Below are 24,402 nucleotides of genomic sequence, written 5' to 3'. Positions count from 1 at the left end.
CACAAATTTGAATACAAGAGATCGCGGACGGCCCACATCACGCAGGCCGCCCCCGTATCACGCGAACGTCAAAGGCGGTTAACCGCCCTTTTGTTCATAGGCTGTACCCCAGCCCCAAGCACCGGAGCCAAAGCCACGTGCCACGATACGTTCCCGGTAGATCGCCGAAACAGTATCGCCGTCACCAGCCAGCAGAGCCTTGGTGGAACACATCTCGGCGCAGATGGGCAGCTTGCCTTCGGCAATCCGGTTGCGGCCATATTTGGAGAACTCTGCATTGGAATTGTTCTCCTCGGGGCCACCGGCGCAGAAGGTGCATTTGTCCATCTTGCCACGGCTGCCAAAGCTGCCAGCCTGTGGATATTGCGGCGCGCCAAAAGGACACGCATAGAAGCAATAGCCGCAGCCAATACAGAGATCTTTGGAGTGCAGCACTACACCGTCATCGGTCTGGTAGAAGCAGTCCACCGGGCAAACGGCCATGCAGGGCGCATCGGAACAATGCATACAGGCCACCGAGATCGAACGTTCACCGGGTTTGCCATCATTGATGGTGACAACGCGGCGACGGTTGATCCCCCAGGGAACTTCGTGCTCGTTTTTACAGGCGGTTACGCAGGCATTACATTCAATGCAGCGTTCGGCGTCGCAGAGGAACTTTGCTCTTGCCATGTTTCTCTCTCCTTATGCTGCAGTGATTTTGCAAAGAGTGCATTTGCTCTCTTGCATTTGCGTGACGCTGTCATAGCCATAGGTAAAGGCCACGTTGGCGCTTTCACCCAGGACGTAGGGGTCTGATCCTTCGGGATATTTGTCCCGCAGATCCTTGCCCTGGAAATGGCCGCCAAAGTGGAAGGGCATAAAGGCAACGCCCGCCCCCACCCGTTCGGTGACCATGGCCATGACCTTGACCTTGCCGCCCTCTGGGCCTTCGACCCAACACTGTTCGCCGTCACGTACGCCCAGATTATTGGCGTCGCGTGTGTTGATTTCGACAAACATGTCCTGCTGCAATTCTGCCAGCCAAGGGTTCGAGCGCGTCTCTTCACCGCCGCCCTCATATTCCACCAATCGCCCAGAGGTGAGGATGATCGGATAGTCCTTGGAGACATCGTTTTTCTGGATCGACGCATACAGGGTCGGCAGACGATAAGACTGACGGTCCTCATATGTTGGGTAGTCTGCAACCAGATCACGACGGTTGGTATACAGCGGCTCGCGGTGAATTGGCACCGGATCCGGGAAGGTCCAGACCACGGCGCGGGCCTTGGCATTGCCAAAGGGCGCACATTCGTGCTTGATCGCCACCCGCTGGATCCCGCCGGACAGGTCGGTTTTCCAGTTGGTCTTGGGACCTGCCACGGCCTCAATCGAGGCGCGCTCTGCGTCCGTCAGGTCGCCGTCCCAGCCCAGATCCATCAGCATCTGCATGGTGAATTCAGGGTATCCGTCCTGGATTTCCGAATTCTTGCTGTAGACGCCTTCGGCCAGCAGGTTGTCGCCATCACGTTCAACGCCAAAACGGGCACGGAAGGTAAGACCACCCTCAGAGACCGGCCGCGACATATCATAGAGATTTGGCGTGCCGGGGTGGTTCATCTCGGGCGTGCCCCAGCAAGGCCAAGGCAGACCATAGAAATCGCCATCCGCAGGACCGCCCACAGCCCGCAACGTGGTGCGGTCAAAGGTGTGCTGGTTGGCCATATGCAGTTTCAGCCGTTCCGGGCTTTGACCGGTATAACCAATGGTCCAGAGACCCTTGTTGAACTCCCGGGTGATGCTTTCCACCACAGGTGTCTCGGGGTCTTCCATTTCGATATTGCGGAACAGACGGTCCGCCCAGCCGAACTTGTTGGCGAACTTGGCCATGATGACCTCATCCGGCAGGCTTTCAAACAGCGGTTCCACAACGCGGTCACGCCACTGGAACGAGCGGTTTGACGCGGTGACAGAGCCACGGGTTTCAAACTGGGTACAGGCCGGCAGCAAATAGACGCCATCGGTACGATCCTGCAAAACAGCTGAAACCGTTGGATAGGGGTCGATCACGACCAGCATATCCAGCTTTTCCATCGCCGTTTTCATTTCCGTCATCCGGGTCTGCGAATTGGGCGCATGCCCCCACAGAACCATCGCCCGCACGTTGTTGGGCTGATCGATGTTGTCCTTATCTTCAAGGATGCCATCAATCCAGCGGCTGACAGGAATGCCTTTGAGGTTCTGCAGGCTCTTGTCCTTGCCGTCGGCGCCTTTCAGCATGTCGAACTGATTGGCAAGCCACTCGGGATCTTCTTCCCAGACCCGCGCCCAATGGGCCCAGGCCCCTTTGGACAGACCATAATAGCCGGGCAGCGTGTGCGAAAGCACGCCAAGATCGGTGGCGCCCTGCACGTTGTCGTGGCCACGGAAGATATTGGTGCCGCCGCCAGAGGCGCCCATGTTGCCCAGCGCCAGCTGCAGGATGCAATAGGCACGGGTGTTGTTGTTGCCGGTGGTGTGCTGCGTACCACCCATACACCAGATCACCGTACCTGGACGGTTGTTGGCCAGGGTGCGCGCAACGCGCTGCAACTGCTCACCCGGCGCGCCGGTGACGCGCTCGACCTCTTCAGGAGTCCAGTGTTTCACCTCATCGCGGATCTGTTCCATACCCCAGACACGGGTGCGGATGAACTCTTTGTCCTCCCAACCGTTCTCAAAGATATGCCACAGAATACCCCAGACCAGCGCCACATCGGTGCCGGGACGGAAACGGACATATTCATCCGCATGGGCCGCGGTGCGGGTAAAGCGTGGATCACACACGATAACCGGCGCGTTGTTTTGCTCCTTGGCTTTCAAGAGGTGCAACAGCGACACGGGGTGTGCCTCAGCCGGGTTGCCACCGATGATGAAGATCGATTTGGAGTTATGGATGTCGTTGTAGGAGTTGGTCATGGCGCCGTAGCCCCATGTATTTGCCACACCTGCCACAGTTGTCGAGTGACAGATCCGCGCCTGGTGGTCGACGTTATTGGTGCCCCAGTATGCGGCAAATTTGCGGAACAGATAGGCCTGTTCGTTGTTGTGCTTGGCAGAGCCCAGCCAGTAAACGCTGTCGGGGCCGCTTTCTTCGCGGATGTCCATCATGCCGCCGCCGATCTCGTCGATGGCCTGATCCCAAGAGATGCGCTTCCATTCACCGCCCTCTTTTTTCATTGGGTACTTCAGACGGCGCTCGCCATGGGCGTGTTCGCGCACCGAGGCGCCTTTGGCGCAATGTGCCCCAAGGTTGAAGGGGCTGTCCCAACCGGGTTCCTGCCCGACCCAGACACCGCTTTGCACTTCGGCAACAACCGTGCAGCCAACGGAACAATGGGTACAGATGGATTTGATCGTGTCGACAGCGCCTTGGGCTGCAGTGGCCGCCGTGGCCTGCGTGACCGTGCCGCCGGTGGCGCTAATCGCTGCCAATCCGCCAATGGCCAGGCCAGAGCCGCGTAAAAACGAGCGGCGGTCAACGGATGTTTCCGCGACCTTATTGAGGATCGAGCTCCGCTGGGGGCGTCTCGCAACCCCGTTGGTCTTTTTCCTAAGCATATAAACCTCCCTTGCTAACCCCTTCACAGTGGAAAGAGCGCGCTTGGTTCAAGGAAACCACGTGGCGGTCGGGCGTCTCGCAACCAGTTGCCGTGTGGTCAATGAATAGTCTTTTGTGTGCGACCGGTGCTGGTTAGAACCGGGTGCTTTCGTAATAGGCGCGGGTATGCGCCGTATCTTGCATCTTGTCGGATGCCAGATCAGGTGCTGCGGCTGCGGCCTCTGACCCGCTGGTGGCAACCGCCACTGCAGCCAGCGGCGCAGTTGTCGCCGCCATTTTCAGAAAGTCGCGGCGGCTGCTGGCCCCCTCATCTTTCTTGCTCATGTGAACTCCTCCTCCTGGCGCAAAATGCCAGGTTTTGTTTCACGGGTTACAGCGCAGGGCCAAAGCCCAGCGCCCTTTTGCGGATTACTCCGCGCTCATCCGAAAGGCTTCAGCTTCGATCTCCATGAACTGCCGCCCGACGGCACCGAGCGCGGCATAGAGAACCGAAGATTTGGCACCTTCGAGATCCGAAAAGAAATGTCCGGCCCAGGGGCCGATGTGTTTGCCAAAGAACTGTTTTTGCTGGACCAGATCCGAGGCCGTGCCAAAACGCCCGGCAATCATCGCGCCCATCATCTCCATCAAAGAGGCGATGTTGTCCTCAGGCTCATAGGCGTTGGGGGCACGGGTCAGCCCGCCTGCCGCCATGTCCTGGCGCAGCTGTGCCAGTGGCTTTTCGTTTAGAAAGCCCGTCAGGTAGTAGCTGGCATAGGGCAGCAGCTCGCCCCGCCCCAAACCGATGAACAGCTTGTTGAACTCCCGCTCCGCCGAGGCAGGTTTGCTGTGGCGCGCCAGTTTGGCCAGGGCATTGATGGCCTCGCCCAGGGGACTGTCATCGCCCACCAACCCGGATGTCTGCGCCAGCAGCATTTCATCCGGGGGGCCAGCCAGCATAACGCCAAGATAGTTGTAGAGATCTGCGCGCATTTGGTCCTCTGCCCGGATGGGAGCAGATGGCGCAGGTGCCGCTGGCATGGTCTCTAGGTCTGTCATTATTTTTGGCTCCTTGCGGGTGGTCTCGCTGCTGCTCATGTCTGCGCCTCTGTTTCTGCAAATGAGAAACGCATGCGCCGGGGGGCCGCTGGGATCAAGGCCTCACCTGGGAGCGCAGCCTCTTCGTCCAGATCGGCCTGGGCTGCTGCCAGTTCATTTGCACGCTGGCCGACCTGTTGCGACGCGGCGGCAGCAACTGATGGCGCCTCCCCGGTGGCTGCGACCTCGGCCGCCGAAGACGCCTGCGGGTCGTCCGACTCGGCCTCGGCAGCGATCCGCTCGGCCTCAGCTTGCTCTGTTGCGGCATCCCGTGCCGCAGCCTCCTGGGCCAGCGCTTCGACATGTTTGGTCATGCCTTTGCCCACCTGATAGGCGGTTTGCAGCCCCTCAATGACACAGGCCGCATCGGTAAAGTCCTCGCCATAATCCACCAGCCCATCGACGCAGGCAAGCACTGGATTGGCGCGCCACAGATGCCGCAGGGCGCGGGTCTTGATGCGCGCGGGAACCTGATCGGTCAGAAAGATCTTGAAATCATCCCCGTCCTTAAGGCTCTCGGGAGCAGGCAGATCCAGCGCGGAAAGGATTTCGTCGTCGCTTTGCTCAGCAAGTTCCGCTTCCCGTGCCGCAGCCTCTGCCGCGACCTCGGCCCGCTGTTCTGCCTCTGCCTCGGCGGCCACGGCGGCCTGTCGGCGGGACCAGAAATCACCCCTGCTCATTGCATGCGCCCCTTTTTAGCCAAGGAGGGCGAGCGGTACACATCCGTAAGCTGGGCAATGCGCGGATCGCCAATGCCATCTTCACTGCCGCCGATATCTTTGTTGTCCCGGCGCCGTTTCTTGAACTCTTCTTCCTGGAAATGCGCCAGGGTGAATTCACGCAGCCAGGCCACCAGCCCCGAGGGCATCGCCACCTTCTCCACCAGCTCTTCGCCACTGTCGGCATAGTCCTGCGCCTCAAACGGTGAGGCGGTGATCAGGGTGACCTCCAGCGGAAACTCCCCCTCGCTGGCCTCGCGCAGGATCACATAGACACTCGGGGGATTGGTGGTCAGCGCCTGCATGTAGGCCTCTGCTTCGGCGCGGTGCAGTTCCAGTGGCAGGGTCGCGGCATGGTATTCTCTGACACCGCCCTCGCTGCGCAACAGCTGCCAATCGGCCGCCGACGCGGCAGGCAAGAGCCCCGAGACCGTCCAATTCCATTTGGCCCAGCGGGTAACACCCGGAGAGCGGCGCAAAACCACGCCCACCGGCATCACGTCAGTTTTCTGTGTGGTTTGACTCACCCTGTCACGAAACCCTTTGTCATTTCCCACTGTCACGGCTGCAGTCCAATCGCAAAACGCCGGACCGTCACTGGTTGCAGCAAGATTGCGCCGACAACGCCGCGTCACGAAAGCCCAAAAAGCAGGCAGCTGGAGAAAACCTCTGCAGCGGGACAAATTGGGGTGCTGCACATTGACCACCACCGCCCTGCGGTCGAAATGTCTATTTCGACAAAAAAGATCAGGAACCCACTGTGTCGGCAAATGGCGAATCACCTGTTCTCCAAACCTGCCTGCGGGGCGGCTGTTGCAACTGAAACCCGGTTTACCTCGACAAAGAAACAGAGCTAGTCTGACCTCCCAGCAAGCCGTCGATCCAACAGGATTTTACCGGAAAATTCGCGAGGCAAAGAATGACCAAGCAATTGATTTTATGTGATTGTTCAGGGACACAGACCCTCAACGCTGATGCCCTCTCCAAGGCAACGGGCCTGGGGTGCAGCCGCGTTCATACTGCCCTGTGCACCACCCAGGTCGAGACCACTGCGGCGGCAATTTCAGGCGGCGATTCGGTGATTTGCTGCACCCAGGAAAAAAGATTCTTCGCCGATCTGGCGGCGGAATTGGACCAGCCAGAGCCGCCTTTGCTTGACCTGCGGGACAGGGCAGGCTGGACCGCTGATAACGGTGATTTACTACCCAAAATGTCCGCCCTCATCGCTGAGGCCTGCTTGGATGTCTCCCCGGGGAAATCCGTGGATGTGACCAGCGAGGGGCTCTGCCTGATCCTGGGGCCAGCTGACCTGGCCCTGGCCGCCGCTGAACGTCTGCAAGACGTGCTGGGGGTCACCGTGCTGCTGGATACAGATAAAAATGCCCCCCCCCTGGAGCCGATGAACCTTGCCCCAGGGCGCGAATTTGATGTGATCCGAGGCAAGTTACGGCGCGCACAGGGCGCTTTGGGGCAGTTTCAAGTCAGCATTGATGCGCTACAACAGCTGGATGTGGCGGGACGCCAGTGGAGCTGGACAGCCGCGCGTGACGGCGCCCTGTCGGACTGCGATCTCATCCTGGATCTGCGCGGCGACACCCCCCTGTTTCCGGCCCCGGACAAACGCGAAGGCTATCTGCGCGCAGATCCCAAGAACCCGCAGGCGGTTGCCGATGTCATTCTGGCAGCCTCGCAGATGGTGGGAACCTTTGAAAAACCGCTGTACCTGCGCCATGAGGCGCTGCTGTGCGCCCATTCCCGCGCTGCCCAGTCCGGCTGTAGCAAATGCCTGGACCATTGCCCCACCTCGGCGATCAGCTCTGCCGGGGATCAGGTCAGCATTGATCCGATGATCTGCGCCGGCTGCGGCGCCTGCGCCGCGCTCTGCCCCTCTGGGGCGATCACCTACGATGCGCCGGCCACTGATGACCAATTCCGCCGCATCCAGACCCTGGCCAAGGCCTACCTCGATGCCGGAGGTCAAAGCCCCCGTTTGCTGGTGGTGGCCCCCCATGGCAGTGAGATGATCAGCCTCGCGGCACGCTTTGGCCGTGGCTTGCCTGCGGATGTGGTGCCGCTGGAGGTGACAGCGCTCAATGCCTTTGGCCATGCAGAAATCCTTGCGGCGCTGGCCGCCGGTTTTGCTGATGTCTCACTGCTGCTGAGCCCCGGCATTGACCATGAGGTACAGCAAACCGAGCTGGACCTGGCGCTGGCAATTAGCGGCGCGGGCAAGGCGCGGCTGCTGGATATCGCAGACCCCGACCTGCTGAGCGATGCGCTGTATGATGCGCAGGTCTCCCAACCGCTGGCGACGCCGATCCGCCCCATGGGGTCACGCCGCCAGATCACCCGTCAGGCCGCCATGGCGCTGCAGCCAAAGGCGCAGCAGCTGCCCCTGCCCGCGCAGGCCCCCTATGGCGCTGTTCTGGTTGACCAGGACAGCTGCACCCTGTGCCTGTCTTGTGTCTCTCTGTGTCCTTCGGGGGCCCTGGGGGACAATCCCGACCTGCCACAGCTCAGATTTCAGGAAGAGGCCTGTCTGCAATGTGGGATCTGTGCCAGCGCCTGCCCCGAGGATGCGATCTCTTTTGAGCCACGTCTCAACCTTGACCCTACTGCGCTGTCGCAGGTGGTGCTGCACGAAGAAGAGCCCTTTGCCTGCGTCGAGTGTGGCAGCCTGTTTGGGGTGAAATCCACCATCGAAAAAATCACCGAGAAACTGGCCGGGAAACACGCAATGTTCGCTCGCCCCGAAATGGCCCGGATGATTCAGATGTGCGACGACTGCCGGGTGCAGGCCCAGTTCCACCAAAAAGACAGCCCATTTGCCGGAGCAGACCGCCCCAAGGTGCGCACGACAGAGGACTACCTCAGCAAACGCCGGGACCATTGAGATCCCACATGAGATCACAGGTCCGTCCGTTGGAACCAGGAGAGGCTACAGCAATTTCACTCCCCAGCGCAGTTGGCGGATGCAACAAAGCTGCAAGTCAGATAGATAAAACAAAATGAAAGAGACCCGAGCAGGCAAAGCCAGCTTGGCCTCCCATAGCCAGACAGCCAGAGCCCCCTGCCGGGCCACCATCAAAGGAGCAAGTCCCGCGTGTCCATAACCCGAGAATCCGTCCTCGCGGCGCTAAAGAACATTTCCGACCCCGTCAGCGGCCAGGACATTGTCGCCGCAGGCATCACACGCGGCCTGTCTGTTGAGGCAGGAACCGTGTTGTTTGTGTTGGAAATCGACCCTGCTAAATCAGAGCTTTATGGCCCGGTCCGGGATCAGGCTGAGGCCGTTGTCAAAGACCTTGATGGCGCGGAAAAGGTCTCGGTGATGCTGACCGGCCATGCTGCCAAGGCGCCGCCCCCGGATTTGAAGCCGTCAAAACCAGCCACGCCGCAGGGGCCACAAAAGATCCCCGGTGTAGATCGCATTCTCGCGGTGGCCTCGGGCAAGGGTGGCGTGGGAAAATCCACCGTCTCTGCCAATCTCGCCTGCGCGCTGGCCGCTCAGGGACGCCGTGTTGGCTTGCTGGACGCTGATGTCTATGGCCCCTCGCAACCCCGGATGCTGGGCGTCTCTGGCCGCCCCGCCAGCCCCGACGGCAAAACCATCCTGCCGCTGCGCAATCACGGCGTCACCATGATGTCCATTGGCCTGATGACCAATGACGATCAGGCGGTGGTCTGGCGCGGGCCGATGCTGATGGGGGCGCTGCAGCAGATGATGATGCAGGTACAATGGGGCGCTTTGGATGTGCTGATTGTTGATCTGCCGCCGGGCACCGGCGATGTGCAGATGACCCTGGCGCAAAAGGCCCAGGTGGATGGCGCTGTTATCGTCTCCACCCCGCAGGACGTGGCGCTGATTGATGCCCGCAAAGGCATTGATATGTTCAACAAGCTGAACGTGCCGATCCTGGGCATGATTGAAAACATGTCGACCCATATCTGCTCCAACTGCGGCCACGAGGAACATGTCTTTGGTCACGGTGGTGTGGCAGCTGAAGCGGCCAAGCTGAACGTGCCGCTGCTGGCAGAAATCCCGCTGCACCTGGACGTCCGTCTGGCCGCAGACAGCGGCGCGCCCATCGTGGCTGCCAAACCCGACAGCGCCCAGGCAAAAGCCTTTATCGACGTTGCAGCGGCCCTGGTGGAGCGCGGCGCCGCATGAGCCAGCTCTCCTTCCCGCCCTTGATGTCTGGCCACGCACTGACCGGACAGGAAGACCCATTTGAAACCGCCTGCCAGCGGGCGATCCTGGGCTGTGACGCGGGATTGGTGACCTATAATCTGGGCGCGGACCTGCTGCGGGCCGCCCTGGTTTTTGCCCCAGAGGTGCCCCTGCACAAGGCCATGGCCATGTTGCCCACATGTGGGATCGGCTTGCAGAACGCTCTGGGAGCACTGGCCCCGCCCGAGGTCGCGGTGCATCTGGAATGGGGCGGAGGTCTGCGCATCAACGGCGGTCGTTGTGGCAGACTGCGCATCGCTGCCAGCAGCGATGAGCCGGACACCATACCAGACTGGCTGGTGGTGGGGCTGGAAATGCCCCTGTGGCCGGGTCGCGATGACACCGGAGAAACCCCCGACCAAACCGCGCTTTATGCCGAGGGCTGCGCTGATGTGCAGGCCCCGGCTCTGGTTGAAAGCTGGGCGCGCCATGCTCTGCATTGGATCAACCGCTGGGAGCAAGACGGGCTAGCGCCCCTGCATGCCGAATGGCGCGGGCTGGCCCATGGGGTTGGCGAAGAGACGCAGTTGAATGGCGTCTCCGGTACCTTCCTCGGCGTCGATGAAGACTTTGGCATGCTGCTGCGCGATGCCGACACAACCCGGCTTATTCCTCTGACCACACAACTGGAGACTTGATGATGTATCTCGCCCGCGCCATCCATTTTGACGAGAGCGATCAGAATGTCTTTGCCAATCCGGCCCGCACTGGGGAATGGTGTATTTCCGGCGGCTTTGAATTCTCCAACTGGGTAGAGGACGACCTGACCGGCAAACAACGCCAGGCCTTTGCCAATGGCTGGCTTGGGCTGGAAACCTCTGGCCGGGTGACCTTTGTCGCCGTTACCCAGATTGAGGAGGCTGAGCTGGAGGAGCTGACTGATGTTCTGGCTCAGCATTTTGTAGACTTCTATGGCGCCCCGGATCTTGCCAGCGCCCGCCCTGTGGCCACTGAAGAGCTGACACAAATGCGCGATCTCTGCGCTGAAAACCCGCCCAACACGCTGCTCACCGTCGCACGCGAGCTCAGCGACGCCGGTGTGAGAGAGAGCTTCCGCAGCATCGAGTCGCAATCAGCAGGGCTCGAACAGTTCGCCATTCATGTCACCCCGGAAGACTGACCTCCCCCGCAAGGCAGCTCTCCCGCCCGTCGATAGATCCTTGCAGGATCTTCTCCCGTTGGGCCCAGCGCCGCTGACGCGGCGCCGAACTCTTTTTTTTCAGAAGAGACAGATCAAGGGCCGCAACGCGGCCCTGCCAAAAGGCAGGGTTTACCCTTGAGGTGTCTCTGATCCAATAAAATAGATAGGGTCCTTGCGGGGCAAACCTGCCCCTTAAGGACCTCTCAGCAGATCTTGTTTTTTTGCGCCGCGTAGCGGCGCCGGGCCCAAGGCCGCCAAGGGGTCGCTGGCAAAGCCAGCTGCCCCTGCGGGGGCGGGAGCCCCCCCTTGGTCCGTTTAGCAGGAGATATCTGCGCGACACGGGTTTGCCAAAAAACCGGCGCAGCCCTCAGGCATATTTTTCCAGAAAAGCCTCTGCGGTGAGCTTACGGAAATCTGGCAGGCAAGTGCGCAGGCGGGCGTGGTCCCAGTCCCACCAGGCCAGCTGCATCATTTGATCAGCCACCAGCGCTGGATAGCGACGCCGGATCAGCCGCGCCGTGTTGCCACCAACAATCGTATACGGCGCCACATCCTTGGTCACCACCGAGCCGGAAGCAACAACAGCCCCATGACCAATGGTCACCTCTGGCTTGATCAAAGCACCATGGCCAATCCAGGTATCATGGCCAATCTGCGCCCGCCGACTGGCGCGATGGGCAAACCAATCCGCATCATCGGTGACATCATCCCAATACGATGCAGACCGATAATGGAAGTGGTGCAGCGAGGCCTTTTCCATCGGATGATCCGTGGCCCCGATCCGGGTGGCGCTGGCAATATTGGAGAATTTCCCCACCTGCGCATTGGCGATATCGCAGTTACGGTCACAATAGGAATAGTCGCCAATATCACTATTGGCCACGCGACTGCCTGCGCCAATCTCAACATAGGCACCAAAACGACTGTCGCTGATCTGGCACTCGGGGTGAATAAACGGGGTCTCTGAGGAGAGTTTCGGCATCGGGGCACTTTCCAATATTGGCCCTTGCCACTCCGATGGAATGGCAAGGGGTGTTACGTCAAGACGGGGTCTCTCGCTTTAGGGCAGCAGGAAGGCCTTGCCATCAGCGCGTGCCTTGCGCTTGGTCTTGCCCCCCTCGCCCTTGATCAGACGACGGCGTAGCCAGCCAGAGAGCCAATCCATCATCATCACCATCAGGATGATCAGCACGATGTAATAGGCCACTTCTTCCCAGTCCTTTTGGGTGATGATCGCCTGGGTCAGCAGCAAGCCGATACCGCCCCCGGTAATTGCCCCAATGATGGTGGCAGAGCGGGTGTTGGATTCCAGGAAATACAACAGCTGGCTCAGCAGCACCGGAGTGATCTGCGGGATCACTCCAAAACGATAGCGCTGCGCCGGTTTTGCCCCAGTGGAGGCAATGCCTTCGATCTGTTTCTCATCGACATTTTCCAGGGCTTCCGAAAAAATCTTGCCGAAGGTGCCGGTATCCGTCACCAGAATGGCCAGGGCACCCGTCAAAGGACCAGGGCCAAAGGCGCGTGCCAGGACCACGGTCCAGATCAGCGAGTCCACGCCGCGCAAAAAGTCAAAGAACCGGCGTGCAACAAACCTGAGCGGGCCAAAGGGCGAGAAGTTGCGCGCGGCAATAAAGGCCAACGGCAGGGCAATGATACCCGCACCAATGGTGCCGAGGAAGGCCATCAGCAGTGTCTCGGCGATGGCCCAGGCAACATCCCTATGGCGCCACATCTTGTTGTTCCAGAAATCATTCAGGATTGCCCCGGCTTCGCCTGTTGCCGCGCGGGTCAGCACCTCGCCTATGCTCAGCCCATGATAGGGGCTGTCGAGAGTGAAAAAGAACAGCTCCCAGCCGTTGAAATACCGAAAGACCTCAGCGCGGTTGCGGGTGACAGTGAGGCGACCGGCATCGGTTTTGATCGCCAGACGGTTCTTGGACACACTGATCCAGTCTGGCACATCGCCAGCGGGCAATTCTGCCTGGACACCTTTGGCGCGGGTCGGGGTCGCGCGGACCAGACCATAGCCCGGAATGTCATATTCAATGCTTTCAGCACCAAAGCGCACCAGATGACCGTTTTCCAGGTCAATCGCAGTCTCAACCCCTGCGGTCTCACCCAGAGAAACCCAGGCTGGGCTGTCACCTTCGGGATAGGCACCTTTGCGTTCGCCCTCAATGGCCACCGAGACCGAGCCATCGCGGTTGTCCCGCGTCACATGGGTTTTGTAACTATAGGTGTCGCTCACCAGGGTCTGGGCGTTCTGCCAGCTGACCCGCTGCCACAGACCTGCCATGTCAAAGGCCACAAAGACATACCCCATATAGACCAGGATCAGGGCGGGCACGGCAAAATTCAGCAGTTTCTTTTTGAAAAACAGGCGGTCCATGTCCTGTTTCAATGTCGCGGGGGTCAGGTCGGCCTCTAGAATGGTCATGCCTTGGCTCCATGGATCAAACGGTCACGCATGCCGCTCGAGATCTGATCGACCACGACGATGGTGATAAACAACAACAGGAAAATGGCGGCGGCCTCATCGTAGCGGCCCTGGCCCCAGGACATGGCGTTTTTCAGCTCGTAGCCAATGCCGCCAGCGCCGACAAAACCCAGAATGGCCGAGGCGCGAATGTTGATTTCAAACCGCAACAGGGCGTAGCTCACATAGTTTGGCCCCACCTGCGGGATGACGCCCAGCCACATGCGCTGCCCCCAGCTGCTGCCAACGGATTCAAGCCCCTCGACAGGTTTCAGCGAGGCGTTTTCATTCACTTCGGAGAACAGCTTGCCCAGGGCGCCAGCGGTGTGGATTGCAATGGCAATCATCGCAGGCACCGGCCCGCCACCAAGCAGGAAAATCAGGACCAGGGCGATGACAATTTCAGGAATGGCGCGACAGATATCCATGATCCGGCGAAACAACGGGATAAGGCGCGGCCAGGGCGCCATGCCACGGGTCGACAACAGCGACAACAGGGTGCCAAAGACCAGCCCCACAAGGGTAGAGGCAGCGGCGATATTCAGCGTCTCGATCAGGGCTGGAAAAAAGTTGACCAGATGACCGGGAAGCTCTGTAACTTTCTCGCTGGCTTCCGCCAGAACTTCGTTCGGGTAGTCAAAAACATGGGTGATACCGTCATAAAACGAGCCAGCATTGCGGCCGTCAGCAGTACGGAACCCTGCCATCATCAAGGCGACAAACACCACCAAAATTATGCCGCCATAAAGACGCTTGCGCCGGGTCATCTCGCCATATTGGGCGCGAATATCGGCCGTCGTTAGGGGCGCTGCGGTCAGATCTGCCATCGTTGCCGTCCTGATTTGGGAAACTGTGATCCAGGGCCGCTCCGGGCCGGTCGATCACTGGGAAACGGGGTCCGGACATTGCTGCCCGGACCCCGAAGAAAGAACCACGTGGAAGTCTTAGTTGGACTTCAGCTTGCGGGCTTCGATGATTGCCTGGTAGGCGTCGTGACCGATTGGCATAACGCCTTTGGCCTCACCGGAGAGCACACCATAGGCGCACTCAGGATCCATTGAGGGCAGCGAGGCCATCAGGGCGGTGAATTTGACTTTGACGTCTTCTGGCAGGTCTTTGCGCAGAACGATTGGACCTTCTGGGATTGGCTTGGACTGCCAGATCTGAACCAGGTCGTTCATGTCAACCAGGCCTGCATCCACAGCGCGACGCAGGGCGCCAGAGTTGTAGCCGTCTTCCCAGTTGCCCAGACCGTCAGCCCAGGTCACACCGCCGTCAAAATCGCCATTGTTGACGCCAACGATGGTCTGCTCGTGACCGCCGGAGAATTTGACTTCGCCAAAGTAATCGCCCGAAGTCATGGTGGCACCGGTGATTTCAGGGATCTCGATCGACGGGATCAGGAAGCCTGAGGTCGAGTTAGGGTCGCCAAAGCCAAAAACTTTGCCCTGCATGTCTTCCAGCGAGGTGATGCCGCTGTCGGCGCGCGCAAAGCCTACCGAGTAGTAGCCGTAGCCGCCGTCCTCGTTGACTTTAACCAGGATTGGCTCAACCGCTTCCGGGTCGGACAGGTAAGTTTTTGCATAACCGGAGGCACCCAGCCACGCCATGTCGAGGGTGCCGCCCAGCAGACCCTGGATAACACCGTTATAGTCGGCAGGGGCAAACAGCTTGGTTTCAACACCCAGCAGCTCTTCGGTTTTGGCGCGCAGGCATTCGTTGTTGTTCAAACGGTCCTGAGCGTTCTCGCCGCCCAGGAGACCAATGCGGAACTGAGTGATTTCTTCGGCCATGACGGGTGTGGTCAGGGCAGTCGAGGCCAGAGCGGCCAGCAGCAGTTTTTTCATCTTTTTTCTCCGGTTAAGTTTTCCCGCCCCCCCATCGGGTACGGGTGATGAAATTGGATGGTTCGGTTGTTCAGGCTTGCGCCATCTCAGCCCGGATGGTGGCATCCAGGGTGTCGATCTCGGTCGAGGTCGCCGCTTCCGAGAAACTGGCATCAGCGCCATAGATCTCACGGGCGACACCTGTGGTCAGCTGTTCCGGCAGCCCGTCAAAGACGATGCGCCCATCGCGCATACCGATGACCCGGTCGCAGTAGCGCCGTGCCGTATCCAGCGTGTGCAGGTTAGCAATCACCGTGCGTCCGTCTTCTTCATGGATGCGGCGCAGCGCCTCCATCACGGTCTGTGCGTTCATCGGATCCAGCGAGGCAATCGGCTCATCCGCCAGAATGATCTTGGGGTCTTGCATCAGCGCACGAGCAATGGCGACACGTTGTTGTTGCCCCCCAGACAGGGCTTCGGCCCGTTTGGCGGCATGTTCGGCGATGCCGAGACGGTCCAGAATGTCGATCGCCCGGTGGATGTCATCCATCGGGAACAGATTGAACATGGTGGCAAAGGTGGAGCGGCGATTGAGCGTGCCGTGCAGCACGTTGGAGACCACATCCATACGAGGCACCAGATTGAACTGCTGAAAGATCATCGCGCAGTCCGACTGCCAGGCGCGCTTCGCATTCCCCCGCAGGCCGGTAATTTCGCGGTCTTCAAACAGGATGCGGCCTTCGCTGGCATCGGACAGGCGGTTGATCATCCGCAACAGGGTCGATTTGCCGGCACCTGACCGCCCGATCACCCCGATCATGCAAGGTTTGTCGATGTCCAATGTCGCGGCATCCACCGCAATCTTGTCACCAAAACGTTTCGTCAATTTATCGATGCGCAGCACAGTCGGTCCCTCTCGTTTCGGGCATTGACTAAGGCTGGCACTCAAACGATTTGTGTCAAAGGAATGAAGCTTTTGTAAATGTCATTGATTTGACTCGGCAAACAGCCCCTGTGCAGAGCGCCAGCAAGCAGCTATATGGCGGCTGAACACTCCTCTATTGTCTTTCCAAAAGGAAACCGCCCGATGTCCTTTGACCGCAAGATCAAGATTGCCCCCTCGATCCTCTCTGCTGACTTTGCCAATTTTGGCCAGGAAATTCAGGCCATCGAGGCCCAGGGCGCTGACTGGGTGCATGTGGATGTGATGGATGGCCATTTTGTGCCCAACCTCACCTTTGGCCCCATGGCGGTCAAAGCCTTCCGCCCGCATGTAAAAACCGTGATGGATGTGCATCTGATGATCTCTCCGGTCGATGCCTATATCGACGCCTACGCCGATGCTGGTGCCGATGTGCTCACCGCCCATATCGAGGCAGGTCCGCATATCCACCGCACCCTGCAGGCGATCCGTGCCGCAGGCATGAAAGCAGGTGTGGCGCTGAACCCCGGCACCCCCGCCGAAGCGGTTGCCCATCTGCTGGATATCACCGACCTGATCTGTGTGATGACGGTAAACCCAGGATTTGGTGGGCAGAAATTCATCGACATGACGGCCAAGGTTCGTCAATTGCGCCAGATGATCGGTGACCGCCCGGTACATATCGAAATCGACGGCGGCGTAGACCCCAAGACCGCGCCACTGGTTGTTGAGGCCGGCGCTGATGTTCTGGTTGCAGGCTCGGCTGTGTTCAAGGGCGGCTCGGTGTCTAACCCCGAGGTCTATGGCGAAAACATGCGTCTAATCCGCGCCGCAGCCGAGGGTCACTGGGCCTGACCGCACCGCGCAGGACAAGAGACCACATGTGACGCAGTCCCAGCTTTGTGGCACCGGACATCGTTGCCCTTGGTCTGTTGTTTACGGTATCAGAGCGGTCCTTTTGGGCCGCTCTTTTTGATTTAGCAAAACCGGCTTGAAGATCGCAGGCTAACCTGCCCCTGTGACAGGCCCCGGGTCGCCCCAGCGTTTGCGCGTCTGCACCGGCCTCCCCCCCTGGTTGCAGGAGGGTCGTGGCAATACAAATTCAATTTTCAGGAAAATTAACCGAATCAAGTCACCTTGAACCTGTCGTTTAAGGTTTGGCAGTGTTTCGCCGTCTGTTTTGCAACCGCCGAATACCGGTTGCTCCGCTGGAAGCACCCTAGAGAATAGAAGGTTCGTTTAGGTGAATAAAGACTCTCTCTTGTTCAAGTTGGTTGTGCCCATCCCCCTGTGCCTGTGCCTGGGTCTTCTGCTCGCGGGGCTGCTCCTTCCCTCCGCCATGCGCAATAATGCAATTTCAGCTGCAACCGAGGCCGCTGTTGAAACCGCAGGCCAGGTCAAGACACTGCGCAGCTACTATACAAAATTCGTGGTGAGCGACGCAAAGGCCTCCGGCAACCTGTCTTTGGGAATTGATCACCAAAACGACCCAAACGTCATTCCTCTGCCAGCCACAATGGTGCACGACGTCAGCGAACTGATTGCTGGGGAACAGATCAATTTCTCCCTTTACAGTCCCTTTCCCTTTGAAAATCGGGCCGACCGCCCATCAGACGCTTTCATGGAGGAGGCTTGGGACGCCCTGTCAAACGACCCCGCGCGCAGTATTGAACAGACCGAAGTGGTCAATGGCAGCACCTTTCTGCGAGTGGCGGTTGCCGATCAGATGACCTCGGAAGTCTGTGTCGCCTGTCACAACACGGTGGCAGGCTCGCCCAAAACCGACTGGCAGCTGGGCGATCTGCGCGGCGTCATCGAAGTCCGCAGAAATCTTGATCCCATACTGGCCAATACACAGGCCTTGTCGCGAAACATACTCATCGGTTTGGCTGTGATGAGTGCCGTTCTTCTTGCGGTCTGCATTTCGGTTGCCCGCTCGGTAATCCGGCCAATTGAGCGGGTTTGCACAGACATTGCTGCGGTGTCTTCCGGCGACCTGGAGACCGAGGTCGCATCGGCAAACCGCAGGGATGAAATCGGCAAGATCGGCAAGGCGCTGGTCGAATTGCAAACCGACCTGCAACAGGCCCGCGTCGGCGAAGAACGCCGCGCCGCGCTGCAACAGGAACAACACGATGTAGTACAGCATCTCAGCTCCGGGCTGGTCAGGCTATCGCGCGGTGATTTTTCCCAGCCCATTTCCGTAGAGTTTTCCGGGGCCCATGAAAAACTCCGCCAGAACTTCAACCAGACCATTGATACCCTCTCGGTCACTGTTGCTCAGGTGATCGAAGCCTCGGAATCCATCGGCAATGGCGCCACCGAAATCAGCCAGGCCTCTGATGATCTGTCACACCGCACCGAAAGCCAGGCAGCAACCCTGGAACAGACCGCTGCAGCGCTGGACCAGATGACCGCCTCGGTCAAGGCGGCAGCTGATGGGGCCCGCAGTGTCGAGGCAACAATGGATGAGGCCAAGAATGAGGCCCGTAGCAGCGGTGAAGTGGTCGCCAATGCCGTCGCCGCCATGACAGAGATTTCCGACTCCTCCAGCCATATCGGCCAGATTATCACCGTGATTGATGACATCGCCTTTCAGACCAACCTATTGGCGCTGAATGCAGGGGTTGAAGCCGCCCGCGCTGGCGAAGCCGGACGGGGCTTTGCAGTGGTTGCCGCCGAGGTCCGGGGGCTGGCGCAGCGCTCCTCTGAGGCGGCGATGGAGATCAAAGCGCTGATTGGCTCCAGCGCCGAACAGGTTGGCCGCGGCGTTGATCTGGTTGGCAAAGCAGGCCAGGCGCTCAATTCCATTGTCGGGCGGGTCAACGAGATTTCCGAGCTGGTCTCCGGTATTACCGAAGGCGCGGTTGAGCAATCCACCGGCCTGGCCGAGATCAACATTGGCGTCACCCAGCTGGATCAGGTGACCCAGCAAAACGCCGCCATGGTTGAAGAATCCACCGCAGCGGGCCATCTGCTCAAGGCAGACGCGCTCAAACTCACCGAAGTGGTTGCTGGGTTTCAGACCCTGGGCGCGCCGCGAACTGCCAAACCACCGCTGGCCAAGGCTGCAACCGCAGAACCCGTCATTGCCCATGACTATCTGGACTGGGGGGAAGAGGTGATGCAACAACAGGTCAATGGGCCGACCGACAGCGACGACGGTAAATGGCAAGACTTCTAACCACCATGATCAAAGGCGAGGGCAATGCCCCTCGCCTTTCCTTTTAAAGCCGTCGCGCGACATTACCGAAGCTGCTGGGCAAAATGCTCCAACAGCTTATGTTTCAGAATTTTCCCGGTAGGCGCCGCCGGCAGGGCTTCTGTCAAAACGATCTGCGCCGGGCATTTGTATCCAGCCAGCTGCCCCCGCACGAATTGCATCAGGTCGGCCACATCAGGCTGGTCGTCTTGTGAAACCTGCACAAAGGCCAGAACCTCCTCATCGCCCTTGCCGCGCCGCCCGACCACTGCGGATTGCACCACTTGCGGATGGGCATTCAACGCGGCTTCGACCTCTGGTGGGAATACATTGAAGCCACCATGGATGATCAACTCTTTCGAGCGACCCTCGATATGCAAAAAACCCTGGGCGTCCAGCCGTCCCAGATCGCCACTGCGCAGCCAGCCGTCCTGATCCAGCACCAGCGCCGTCTCTTCCGGATTGCGGTAGTACCCCAGCATTACATTATCACCGCGTATCAGCACCTCGCCGATGCCCTCGCCGCCACCCGCAACGCTTTCATCAATGCGCACCTCGACACCAGGCAGGGGCGGCCCAACCGAGATATCCGGATTTCCGGGGCTGCTGTTCTTGGTGGCGCACACCCCGGCCGTGGCTTCTGTCATGCCATAGCCGTTTTGCAGGGCCACACCATAAAAGGCCTCGGCCCGTCGCTTCCAATCCGGGTCGAGCGGCGCCGCCCCGGAGGACACATATTGCAACACCGGACTATCAAGCCGGTCCAGCCCCTGTTCCTTGGCAAATTGCATCACCAGAGCATGCATCTGCGGCACCGCCGACAACCGGGTCACCCCCCGACGCAGTGCCTGATAGAGCTTTTCAGCCGAGAACCGCGCCTCCAGCAAAACCTCCGCGCCGATATAAAGCGAGGCTGTCATCACTGATGCCAGACCAAAAACATGGGTCATCGGCAAAACCCCATAAATCACATCCCCCGGCACCATATCGCGCAGCTCTGCAGAGGCCTTGCCACCATAAAGCAGGTTCTTATGGGTCAGCATCACGCCTTTGGGGGCGCCAGTGGTGCCCGTGGTATAGAGCAGCACAGCAGCATCTGCGGGCGCATCGCCAGAACTTGGGTAAGGGCAGGCCATATGCATTGCGCCAAAAGAGCCGGTAATTTCCTCTGCACCCAATCGGGTTGCATGGGTCTGCGCACTGCCTTCGATCTGGGTCGAGATCAACACCACCACAGGGCGGGCATGATCCAGGATACGGTCCACTTCTCCGCTGCTCATCCGGGCATTCACCGGAACCGCCACGGCGCCACATTGAGAGCTTGCCAAAAGCGCCGCCACCACCGCACAGCAGTTTTCTGCCAGCACCACCACCCGGTCGCCGGGCCGAACGCCCGCCTGCGTGATCACCTGTGACAGCTCTGCCACAGCCGTTGCCAGCGCCCCATAACTCCAGCTCACGCCGACACTGTCGGAAAATCCTGCAGCCTCAGGACGCGCCTTTGCCTGCGCTGCCAATAGATCATGCCAGTACTTCATCACCGCAGCTCCCCACCTGTTATTGTTTGTGTGTCTTCCGCCCTGTCCTGCCGCACAGCAGTTCCAGCCCAGGGCTATGTCGCGCCAAATTCCGGCGCGCGTTTTTCCAAAAATGCCGCAATCCCCTCGCCAGCCTCGGCTGCGCCAGCCGCCTCTGCCATAGCGTTGCGCTCGCGGTCCAGCTGCGCTGACTCGCTGGTCTCATAGGCCTCAGACATCATGTGACGGATCATCCGTTGTGCCTGAGGTGGTCCCTTGGCCAGAGTATCTGCCAGCGCCTGTGCCGAGGCCAGAACCTGATCGCCGGGCACCACCAAGTTCACCGCCCCCAGCGCCTGCATCCGTTCCGCCGTCACCGGACGTGCCAATAGGCACATCTCCATTGCCAGCGGACGCGGCAGCATGCGTGCCAAAGCAGAGGTCAGGCCCCCATCCGGCACCAGCCCCGCCTTGACATAGGCCGCGGTGAACTTGATGCCTGCCTCAGCTACGATGAGATCCGCCGCCAGGGCCAGCGACAGGCCAGCGCCTGCGGCGCCACCCTCAACGGCGGCAATCACCGGCACCGGGGCTGCGCGCAGCCCCCGGATCATCCCGTGCAGCTCATCCACCTTGTCGCGCCGCTGCGCCTCAGTCAGGGTGCGCCGTTCGATCAAGACGTTCAGATCCCCGCCCGCACAGAAAAAGCCGCCTTCGGATGTCAGCAAAATGGCGCGAATGCGCGGCTCTTGCGCCAGGGCCACCGCGTCATTGATCGCAGCATAGAGATCTGGCGACAGGGCGCCGCGACGGGTGGCATTCATGTTCACCACAACAGCGCGATCGCCCTGGTCTTCCAGTCGGGCCAAAACAGTCATTTGCGAATCCTTTTGAACACGCCCGTTGCAGAGGCCAAAAGCCGACCTTCCTCGTCGTGCAGTTCGCCCAAGAGATGCGCAATGGAGGCGCCACCGCCGGTGACACGTGCCGTGGCGGTAATCCGCCCCTGACGCACCGCCGCCACATAGGACAGCGTCAGCGATACAGTGACCAGAGCGGCATGGTTTTCAGGGTCAAAAAACTGCGAGGCGGTATTGCCGCAGACCACGTCAAGAACCGTCGCAACGATACCGCCGTGCAGGATGCCATGGCGGTTCAGGTGAGGTGGCTGCAAATCCAAAGTCACCCGGCAGGACCCATCCCGCCGGTCGATTGTCGTTTTGTACCCCACCAGTTGCTGAACGCCCGGGTCTTCGATCTGAAAAGTCAGGTCGGTTTCTGACGGGCCAGCGTCACACTGGCCCGTTTCAGCTTGATCTGCCTCAGGCCGCGCTTTGGTCAATAAAACGCTCCAGCTGAGTATCGGTGTCACCAAACCGGTGGTCCGCCATCACGATGCGCTTGGCGATATGGGCCAGCTCATACTCTTCGGTCATGGCAATACCACCATGCAGCTGAATGCTTTCCTCAGCGACCAAACGGCCGGCGCGGCCAATCAGGTTGCGTGCCGCTGAAATCTGCAAGGCCTGTTCTGCAGCAGAAGAGTCCAGGTACCCCGCAGCATTGATCACCGCAGAGCGGGCCTGTTCCAGCTCGATCAGCAGGGTGGCCATCCGGTGTTGCAAGGCCTGGAACGTGCCAATTGGCCGCCCAAACTGTTGCCGTGTCAGCAGGTATTCCCGCGTCAACTCGGTTGCCGCTTCCATCGCGCCCAGCGTTTCGGCAGCCAGCGCCACCTCGGCGCGGTTGCTTGCCCGTTTCAGCGCCCCATAAGCAGAGCCCGCTGCGCCCAGTCGCGCATCCGCAGAAAGACGCAACCCGTCGATATCGACCTCAGCCGCCCGGCCACCGGCCAGCAGCGCATAGCCGCGCAGCGACAGGCCAGCGCTGTCACGTGGCACCAGGAACAAAGAGATCCCCTCCTCGTCTGCGGCAGCACCGGACTCGCGCGCCGAGACAATCAGGTAGTCGGCGGCTTCAGCATTGATCACAACGGCCTTGCGCCCGGTGAGAACGATGTCGTCGCCCTCAACCTTTGCGGTGGTTTCCACCTGCGCCAGATCATAGCGGCTGTTGGGTTCACCATGGGCCAGGGCCAGGTGCAATTCGCCACCAATCACCTGCTCCACCAGTTCTTTTTGTGTCTCATTGCCCAGGGCCGCGATCAAGCCACCGCCCAGAATGGCTGTGTCCAGCAGCGGCTCTACCGCACCGGCGCGCCCCAGCTCTTCAAACACGGTGGTGAGGTCAAAACCCGCGCCGGCAAAACCGCCGTCTTCTTCGCTGAACAGGGCACCGATGACGCCCAGCTCAGCCAGTTTGCCCCAGATCCCGGCATCAAACCCGAGAGCGTTTTCTGCATCCCCCAAACGCGTGCTGGCGCGCAGCCCGTCCTGGTTGTCCCGCAGGAACCGACGCAGGCTGTCCTGCAGCATTTGACGTTCTTCTGTCAGATCAAAGTTCATGCCCCGCCTCCCAGTTTGACTTTGGCAATGATGTTCTTCTGGACCTCGTTGGAGCCCCCAAAGATCGAAAGTTTGCGATTGTTGAAATACTGCGGAGCGGCAGCGGCGCTGCCTTCCGGCCCCATGTCGGGCTCATTGCCGCCTTCCAGCGCCTCCGAAACAAATGGCATCGCATAGGCACCCGCTGCGCGACGTGCCAGGTCGTTGATTTCCTGACGGATTTCTGTGCCCTTCACCTTTAGCATCGAGCTTTCAACCCCTGGCGCCTGACCAGAGGCGGCGCGCGAAATGATCCGCAGGTTGGTGGTGGACATGGCCATCAGATCAATCTCGGCCCGCGCCACACGGGCGGCAAAATGCGGGTTCTCACTCAGAGGCCGGCCGCGATGCATCTGGCTGCGAGCCATGCGTTTCACCGCCTCCAGGCCAGCACTGCTAAAGCCAACACCGGCGATATTGGTCCGCTCATGGGTCAGCAGATATTTGGCATAGGTCCAGCCTTTGTTTTCCTCACCCACCAGATTTTCCACCGGAACTTTGACGTCCGTAAACCAGACTTCGTTCACTTCGTGGGTGCCATCCAGCAGGATAATCGGACGTACTTCGATACCGGGTGTGTCCATGTCGATCAGCAGGAAAGAGATCCCGGATTGCTGTTTCGCATCCGGATCCGTGCGCACCAGACAGAAAATCCAATTGGCGTATTGGCCCAGGGTGGTCCAGGTTTTCTGGCCGTTGACCACATAGTGGTCCCCCTCACGCACAGCGCGGGTCTTCAGGCTGGCCAGATCCGATCCGGCACCGGGCTCGGAATAGCCCTGACACCACCAGTCTTCGCCAGACAGAATGCGGGGCAGATAGTGATCTTGCTGTTCCTTGGAGCCAAACTTCTGCAACACCGGCGCCAGCATCGCCAAGCCAAAAGGCACGATGCGGGGCGCATTGGCGCGGCAGCATTCTTCCTCAAAGATATGGCGCTGTACCGCGTTCCACTCGCAGCCGCCAAATTCCTTGGGCCAGTTCGGCGCCAGCCAGCCCTGGTCGTTCAGGATACCATGCCATTTCTCATGGCCTTCTTTGCCAAGCTCACGCCCGACGCGAATGGCGTCAGACATTTCCTTTGGCAATTTCTGTGCCAGAAACTCTTGCACTTCGGCGCGAAACGCCTGCTCTTCAACTGAGTAATTCAGATCCATTTGGTGCTTCCTCCCAGAAAGCCGCCCCCCGGCCCGCAGGCCGGGGC

The 24,402-nt window shown here is 59.8% G+C and carries 22 protein-coding genes; 6 read left to right on the top strand and 16 right to left on the bottom strand.

The window, feature by feature from the left end; all coding sequences use genetic code 11:
- Positions 1 to 78 precede the first annotated feature (78 nt).
- From fdh3B to N1037_04760, 6 genes are all read right to left on the bottom strand, one after another.
- Positions 79 to 672: a formate dehydrogenase FDH3 subunit beta gene (gene fdh3B / locus N1037_04785; protein UWS80351.1), complete on the bottom strand. Its 594-nt coding sequence runs from the start codon at positions 670 to 672 to the stop codon at positions 79 to 81.
- A gap of 12 nt (positions 673 to 684) precedes the next feature.
- Positions 685 to 3,579, bottom strand: coding sequence for a formate dehydrogenase subunit alpha (locus N1037_04780; protein UWS80350.1), 2,895 nt, complete (start codon positions 3,577 to 3,579; stop codon positions 685 to 687).
- A gap of 133 nt (positions 3,580 to 3,712) precedes the next feature.
- The gene (locus N1037_04775; protein ID UWS80349.1) at positions 3,713 to 3,904 is read right to left on the bottom strand and encodes a twin-arginine translocation signal domain-containing protein; all 192 of its coding nucleotides are present in this window, start codon (positions 3,902 to 3,904) and stop codon (positions 3,713 to 3,715) included.
- An 84-nt stretch (positions 3,905 to 3,988) separates the two neighbouring features.
- Positions 3,989 to 4,618 carry a molecular chaperone TorD family protein gene (locus tag N1037_04770; GenBank protein ID UWS80348.1) on the bottom strand — a complete coding sequence of 210 codons (630 nt, stop codon included), beginning with the start codon at positions 4,616 to 4,618 and terminating at the stop codon, positions 3,989 to 3,991.
- A 35-nt stretch (positions 4,619 to 4,653) separates the two neighbouring features.
- Positions 4,654 to 5,337, bottom strand: coding sequence for a DUF3306 domain-containing protein (locus N1037_04765; GenBank protein ID UWS80347.1), 684 nt, complete (start codon positions 5,335 to 5,337; stop codon positions 4,654 to 4,656).
- Positions 5,334 to 5,873, bottom strand: a complete 540-nt coding sequence (locus tag N1037_04760) for a DUF3305 domain-containing protein (GenBank protein UWS81309.1) — start codon at positions 5,871 to 5,873, stop codon at positions 5,334 to 5,336. Before N1037_04760 ends, N1037_04765 begins: the two co-directional genes overlap by 4 nt.
- 422 nt (positions 5,874 to 6,295) lie before the next feature.
- Between N1037_04760 and N1037_04755 the strand changes: the two genes are divergently transcribed.
- From N1037_04755 to N1037_04740, 4 genes are all read left to right on the top strand, one after another.
- Positions 6,296 to 8,269 carry a 4Fe-4S binding protein gene (locus N1037_04755; protein UWS80346.1) on the top strand — a complete coding sequence of 658 codons (1,974 nt, stop codon included), beginning with the start codon at positions 6,296 to 6,298 and terminating at the stop codon, positions 8,267 to 8,269.
- 210 nt (positions 8,270 to 8,479) lie between these two features.
- Positions 8,480 to 9,547, top strand: coding sequence for an Mrp/NBP35 family ATP-binding protein (locus N1037_04750; protein UWS80345.1), 1,068 nt, complete (start codon positions 8,480 to 8,482; stop codon positions 9,545 to 9,547).
- Positions 9,544 to 10,245, top strand: coding sequence for a DUF4444 domain-containing protein (locus N1037_04745; GenBank protein ID UWS80344.1), 702 nt, complete (start codon positions 9,544 to 9,546; stop codon positions 10,243 to 10,245). The genes N1037_04750 and N1037_04745 overlap by 4 nt, the downstream gene beginning before the upstream one ends.
- A gap of 2 nt (positions 10,246 to 10,247) precedes the next feature.
- Entirely contained in the window at positions 10,248 to 10,727 is a 480-nt protein-coding gene (locus tag N1037_04740) for a DUF6505 family protein (GenBank protein ID UWS81308.1), read from the top strand.
- Between the two features lie 388 nt (positions 10,728 to 11,115).
- On the opposite strand, the gene N1037_04735 is transcribed toward N1037_04740, so the two are convergent.
- The 5 genes from N1037_04735 to phnC form a co-directional block, all read right to left on the bottom strand.
- Positions 11,116 to 11,730, bottom strand: coding sequence for a chloramphenicol acetyltransferase (locus tag N1037_04735; GenBank protein UWS80343.1), 615 nt, complete (start codon positions 11,728 to 11,730; stop codon positions 11,116 to 11,118).
- A 78-nt stretch (positions 11,731 to 11,808) separates the two neighbouring features.
- Positions 11,809 to 13,188, bottom strand: a complete 1,380-nt coding sequence (gene phnE / locus N1037_04730; protein UWS80342.1) for a phosphonate ABC transporter, permease protein PhnE — start codon at positions 13,186 to 13,188, stop codon at positions 11,809 to 11,811.
- Entirely contained in the window at positions 13,185 to 14,054 is an 870-nt protein-coding gene (gene phnE / locus N1037_04725; GenBank protein UWS80341.1) for a phosphonate ABC transporter, permease protein PhnE, read from the bottom strand. Before phnE (N1037_04725) ends, phnE (N1037_04730) begins: the two co-directional genes overlap by 4 nt.
- Positions 14,055 to 14,171: 117 nt before the next feature.
- The gene (gene phnD / locus N1037_04720) at positions 14,172 to 15,074 is read right to left on the bottom strand and encodes a phosphonate ABC transporter substrate-binding protein (GenBank protein ID UWS80340.1); all 903 of its coding nucleotides are present in this window, start codon (positions 15,072 to 15,074) and stop codon (positions 14,172 to 14,174) included.
- A gap of 70 nt (positions 15,075 to 15,144) precedes the next feature.
- On the bottom strand, positions 15,145 to 15,957 hold the full coding sequence (gene phnC / locus N1037_04715) for a phosphonate ABC transporter ATP-binding protein (protein UWS80339.1): 813 nt from the start codon (positions 15,955 to 15,957) through the stop codon (positions 15,145 to 15,147).
- A 183-nt stretch (positions 15,958 to 16,140) separates the two neighbouring features.
- Between phnC and rpe the strand changes: the two genes are divergently transcribed.
- Positions 16,141 to 16,830: a ribulose-phosphate 3-epimerase gene (rpe, locus tag N1037_04710; GenBank protein ID UWS80338.1), complete on the top strand. Its 690-nt coding sequence runs from the start codon at positions 16,141 to 16,143 to the stop codon at positions 16,828 to 16,830.
- Positions 16,831 to 17,218: 388 nt separating this feature from the next.
- Positions 17,219 to 19,159 (top strand): methyl-accepting chemotaxis protein, encoded by a 1,941-nt coding sequence (locus N1037_04705; protein UWS80337.1) that lies wholly within the window; start codon positions 17,219 to 17,221, stop codon positions 19,157 to 19,159.
- Positions 19,160 to 19,221: 62 nt separating this feature from the next.
- On the opposite strand, the gene N1037_04700 is transcribed toward N1037_04705, so the two are convergent.
- The 5 genes from N1037_04700 to N1037_04680 all read right to left on the bottom strand — a co-directional run bounded on the left by N1037_04700 (position 19,222) and on the right by N1037_04680 (position 24,355).
- A complete protein-coding gene (locus N1037_04700; protein UWS80336.1) occupies positions 19,222 to 20,715 on the bottom strand; it encodes an acyl--CoA ligase in 1,494 nt (497 codons plus the stop codon).
- Positions 20,716 to 20,789: 74 nt separating this feature from the next.
- Positions 20,790 to 21,572: an enoyl-CoA hydratase family protein gene (locus N1037_04695; protein ID UWS80335.1), complete on the bottom strand. Its 783-nt coding sequence runs from the start codon at positions 21,570 to 21,572 to the stop codon at positions 20,790 to 20,792.
- The gene (locus N1037_04690) at positions 21,569 to 22,036 is read right to left on the bottom strand and encodes a PaaI family thioesterase (protein ID UWS80334.1); all 468 of its coding nucleotides are present in this window, start codon (positions 22,034 to 22,036) and stop codon (positions 21,569 to 21,571) included. Before N1037_04690 ends, N1037_04695 begins: the two co-directional genes overlap by 4 nt.
- The gene (locus tag N1037_04685; GenBank protein UWS80333.1) at positions 22,017 to 23,159 is read right to left on the bottom strand and encodes an acyl-CoA dehydrogenase family protein; all 1,143 of its coding nucleotides are present in this window, start codon (positions 23,157 to 23,159) and stop codon (positions 22,017 to 22,019) included. Before N1037_04685 ends, N1037_04690 begins: the two co-directional genes overlap by 20 nt.
- Entirely contained in the window at positions 23,156 to 24,355 is a 1,200-nt protein-coding gene (locus tag N1037_04680) for an acyl-CoA dehydrogenase family protein (GenBank protein ID UWS80332.1), read from the bottom strand. Before N1037_04680 ends, N1037_04685 begins: the two co-directional genes overlap by 4 nt.
- Positions 24,356 to 24,402 lie beyond the last annotated feature (47 nt).

Source organism: Phaeobacter sp. G2, assembly GCA_025163595.1.
GTDB lineage: Bacteria > Pseudomonadota > Alphaproteobacteria > Rhodobacterales > Rhodobacteraceae > Pseudophaeobacter.
This window is presented reverse-complemented; position numbering and strand designations above follow the sequence as displayed.

Bases quoted from the DNA above. Each gene is read 5' to 3' on its own strand.
- fdh3B (UWS80351.1), bottom strand. From the start codon at position 672: ATGGCAAGAGCAAAGTTCCTCTGCGACGCCGAACGCTGCATTGAATGT.
- N1037_04780 (UWS80350.1), bottom strand. From the start codon at position 3,579: ATGCTTAGGAAAAAGACCAACGGGGTTGCGAGACGCCCCCAGCGGAGC.
- N1037_04775 (UWS80349.1), bottom strand. From the start codon at position 3,904: ATGAGCAAGAAAGATGAGGGGGCCAGCAGCCGCCGCGACTTTCTGAAA.
- N1037_04770 (UWS80348.1), bottom strand. From the start codon at position 4,618: ATGACAGACCTAGAGACCATGCCAGCGGCACCTGCGCCATCTGCTCCC.
- N1037_04765 (UWS80347.1), bottom strand. From the start codon at position 5,337: ATGAGCAGGGGTGATTTCTGGTCCCGCCGACAGGCCGCCGTGGCCGCC.
- N1037_04760 (UWS81309.1), bottom strand. From the start codon at position 5,873: ATGCCGGTGGGCGTGGTTTTGCGCCGCTCTCCGGGTGTTACCCGCTGG.
- N1037_04755 (UWS80346.1), top strand. From the start codon at position 6,296: ATGACCAAGCAATTGATTTTATGTGATTGTTCAGGGACACAGACCCTC.
- N1037_04745 (UWS80344.1), top strand. From the start codon at position 9,544: ATGAGCCAGCTCTCCTTCCCGCCCTTGATGTCTGGCCACGCACTGACC.
- N1037_04740 (UWS81308.1), top strand. From the start codon at position 10,248: ATGTATCTCGCCCGCGCCATCCATTTTGACGAGAGCGATCAGAATGTC.
- N1037_04735 (UWS80343.1), bottom strand. From the start codon at position 11,730: ATGCCGAAACTCTCCTCAGAGACCCCGTTTATTCACCCCGAGTGCCAG.
- phnE (UWS80342.1), bottom strand. From the start codon at position 13,188: ATGACCATTCTAGAGGCCGACCTGACCCCCGCGACATTGAAACAGGAC.
- phnE (UWS80341.1), bottom strand. From the start codon at position 14,054: ATGGCAGATCTGACCGCAGCGCCCCTAACGACGGCCGATATTCGCGCC.
- phnD (UWS80340.1), bottom strand. From the start codon at position 15,074: ATGAAAAAACTGCTGCTGGCCGCTCTGGCCTCGACTGCCCTGACCACA.
- rpe (UWS80338.1), top strand. From the start codon at position 16,141: ATGTCCTTTGACCGCAAGATCAAGATTGCCCCCTCGATCCTCTCTGCT.
- N1037_04700 (UWS80336.1), bottom strand. From the start codon at position 20,715: ATGAAGTACTGGCATGATCTATTGGCAGCGCAGGCAAAGGCGCGTCCT.
- N1037_04695 (UWS80335.1), bottom strand. From the start codon at position 21,572: ATGACTGTTTTGGCCCGACTGGAAGACCAGGGCGATCGCGCTGTTGTG.
- N1037_04685 (UWS80333.1), bottom strand. From the start codon at position 23,159: ATGAACTTTGATCTGACAGAAGAACGTCAAATGCTGCAGGACAGCCTG.
- N1037_04680 (UWS80332.1), bottom strand. From the start codon at position 24,355: ATGGATCTGAATTACTCAGTTGAAGAGCAGGCGTTTCGCGCCGAAGTG.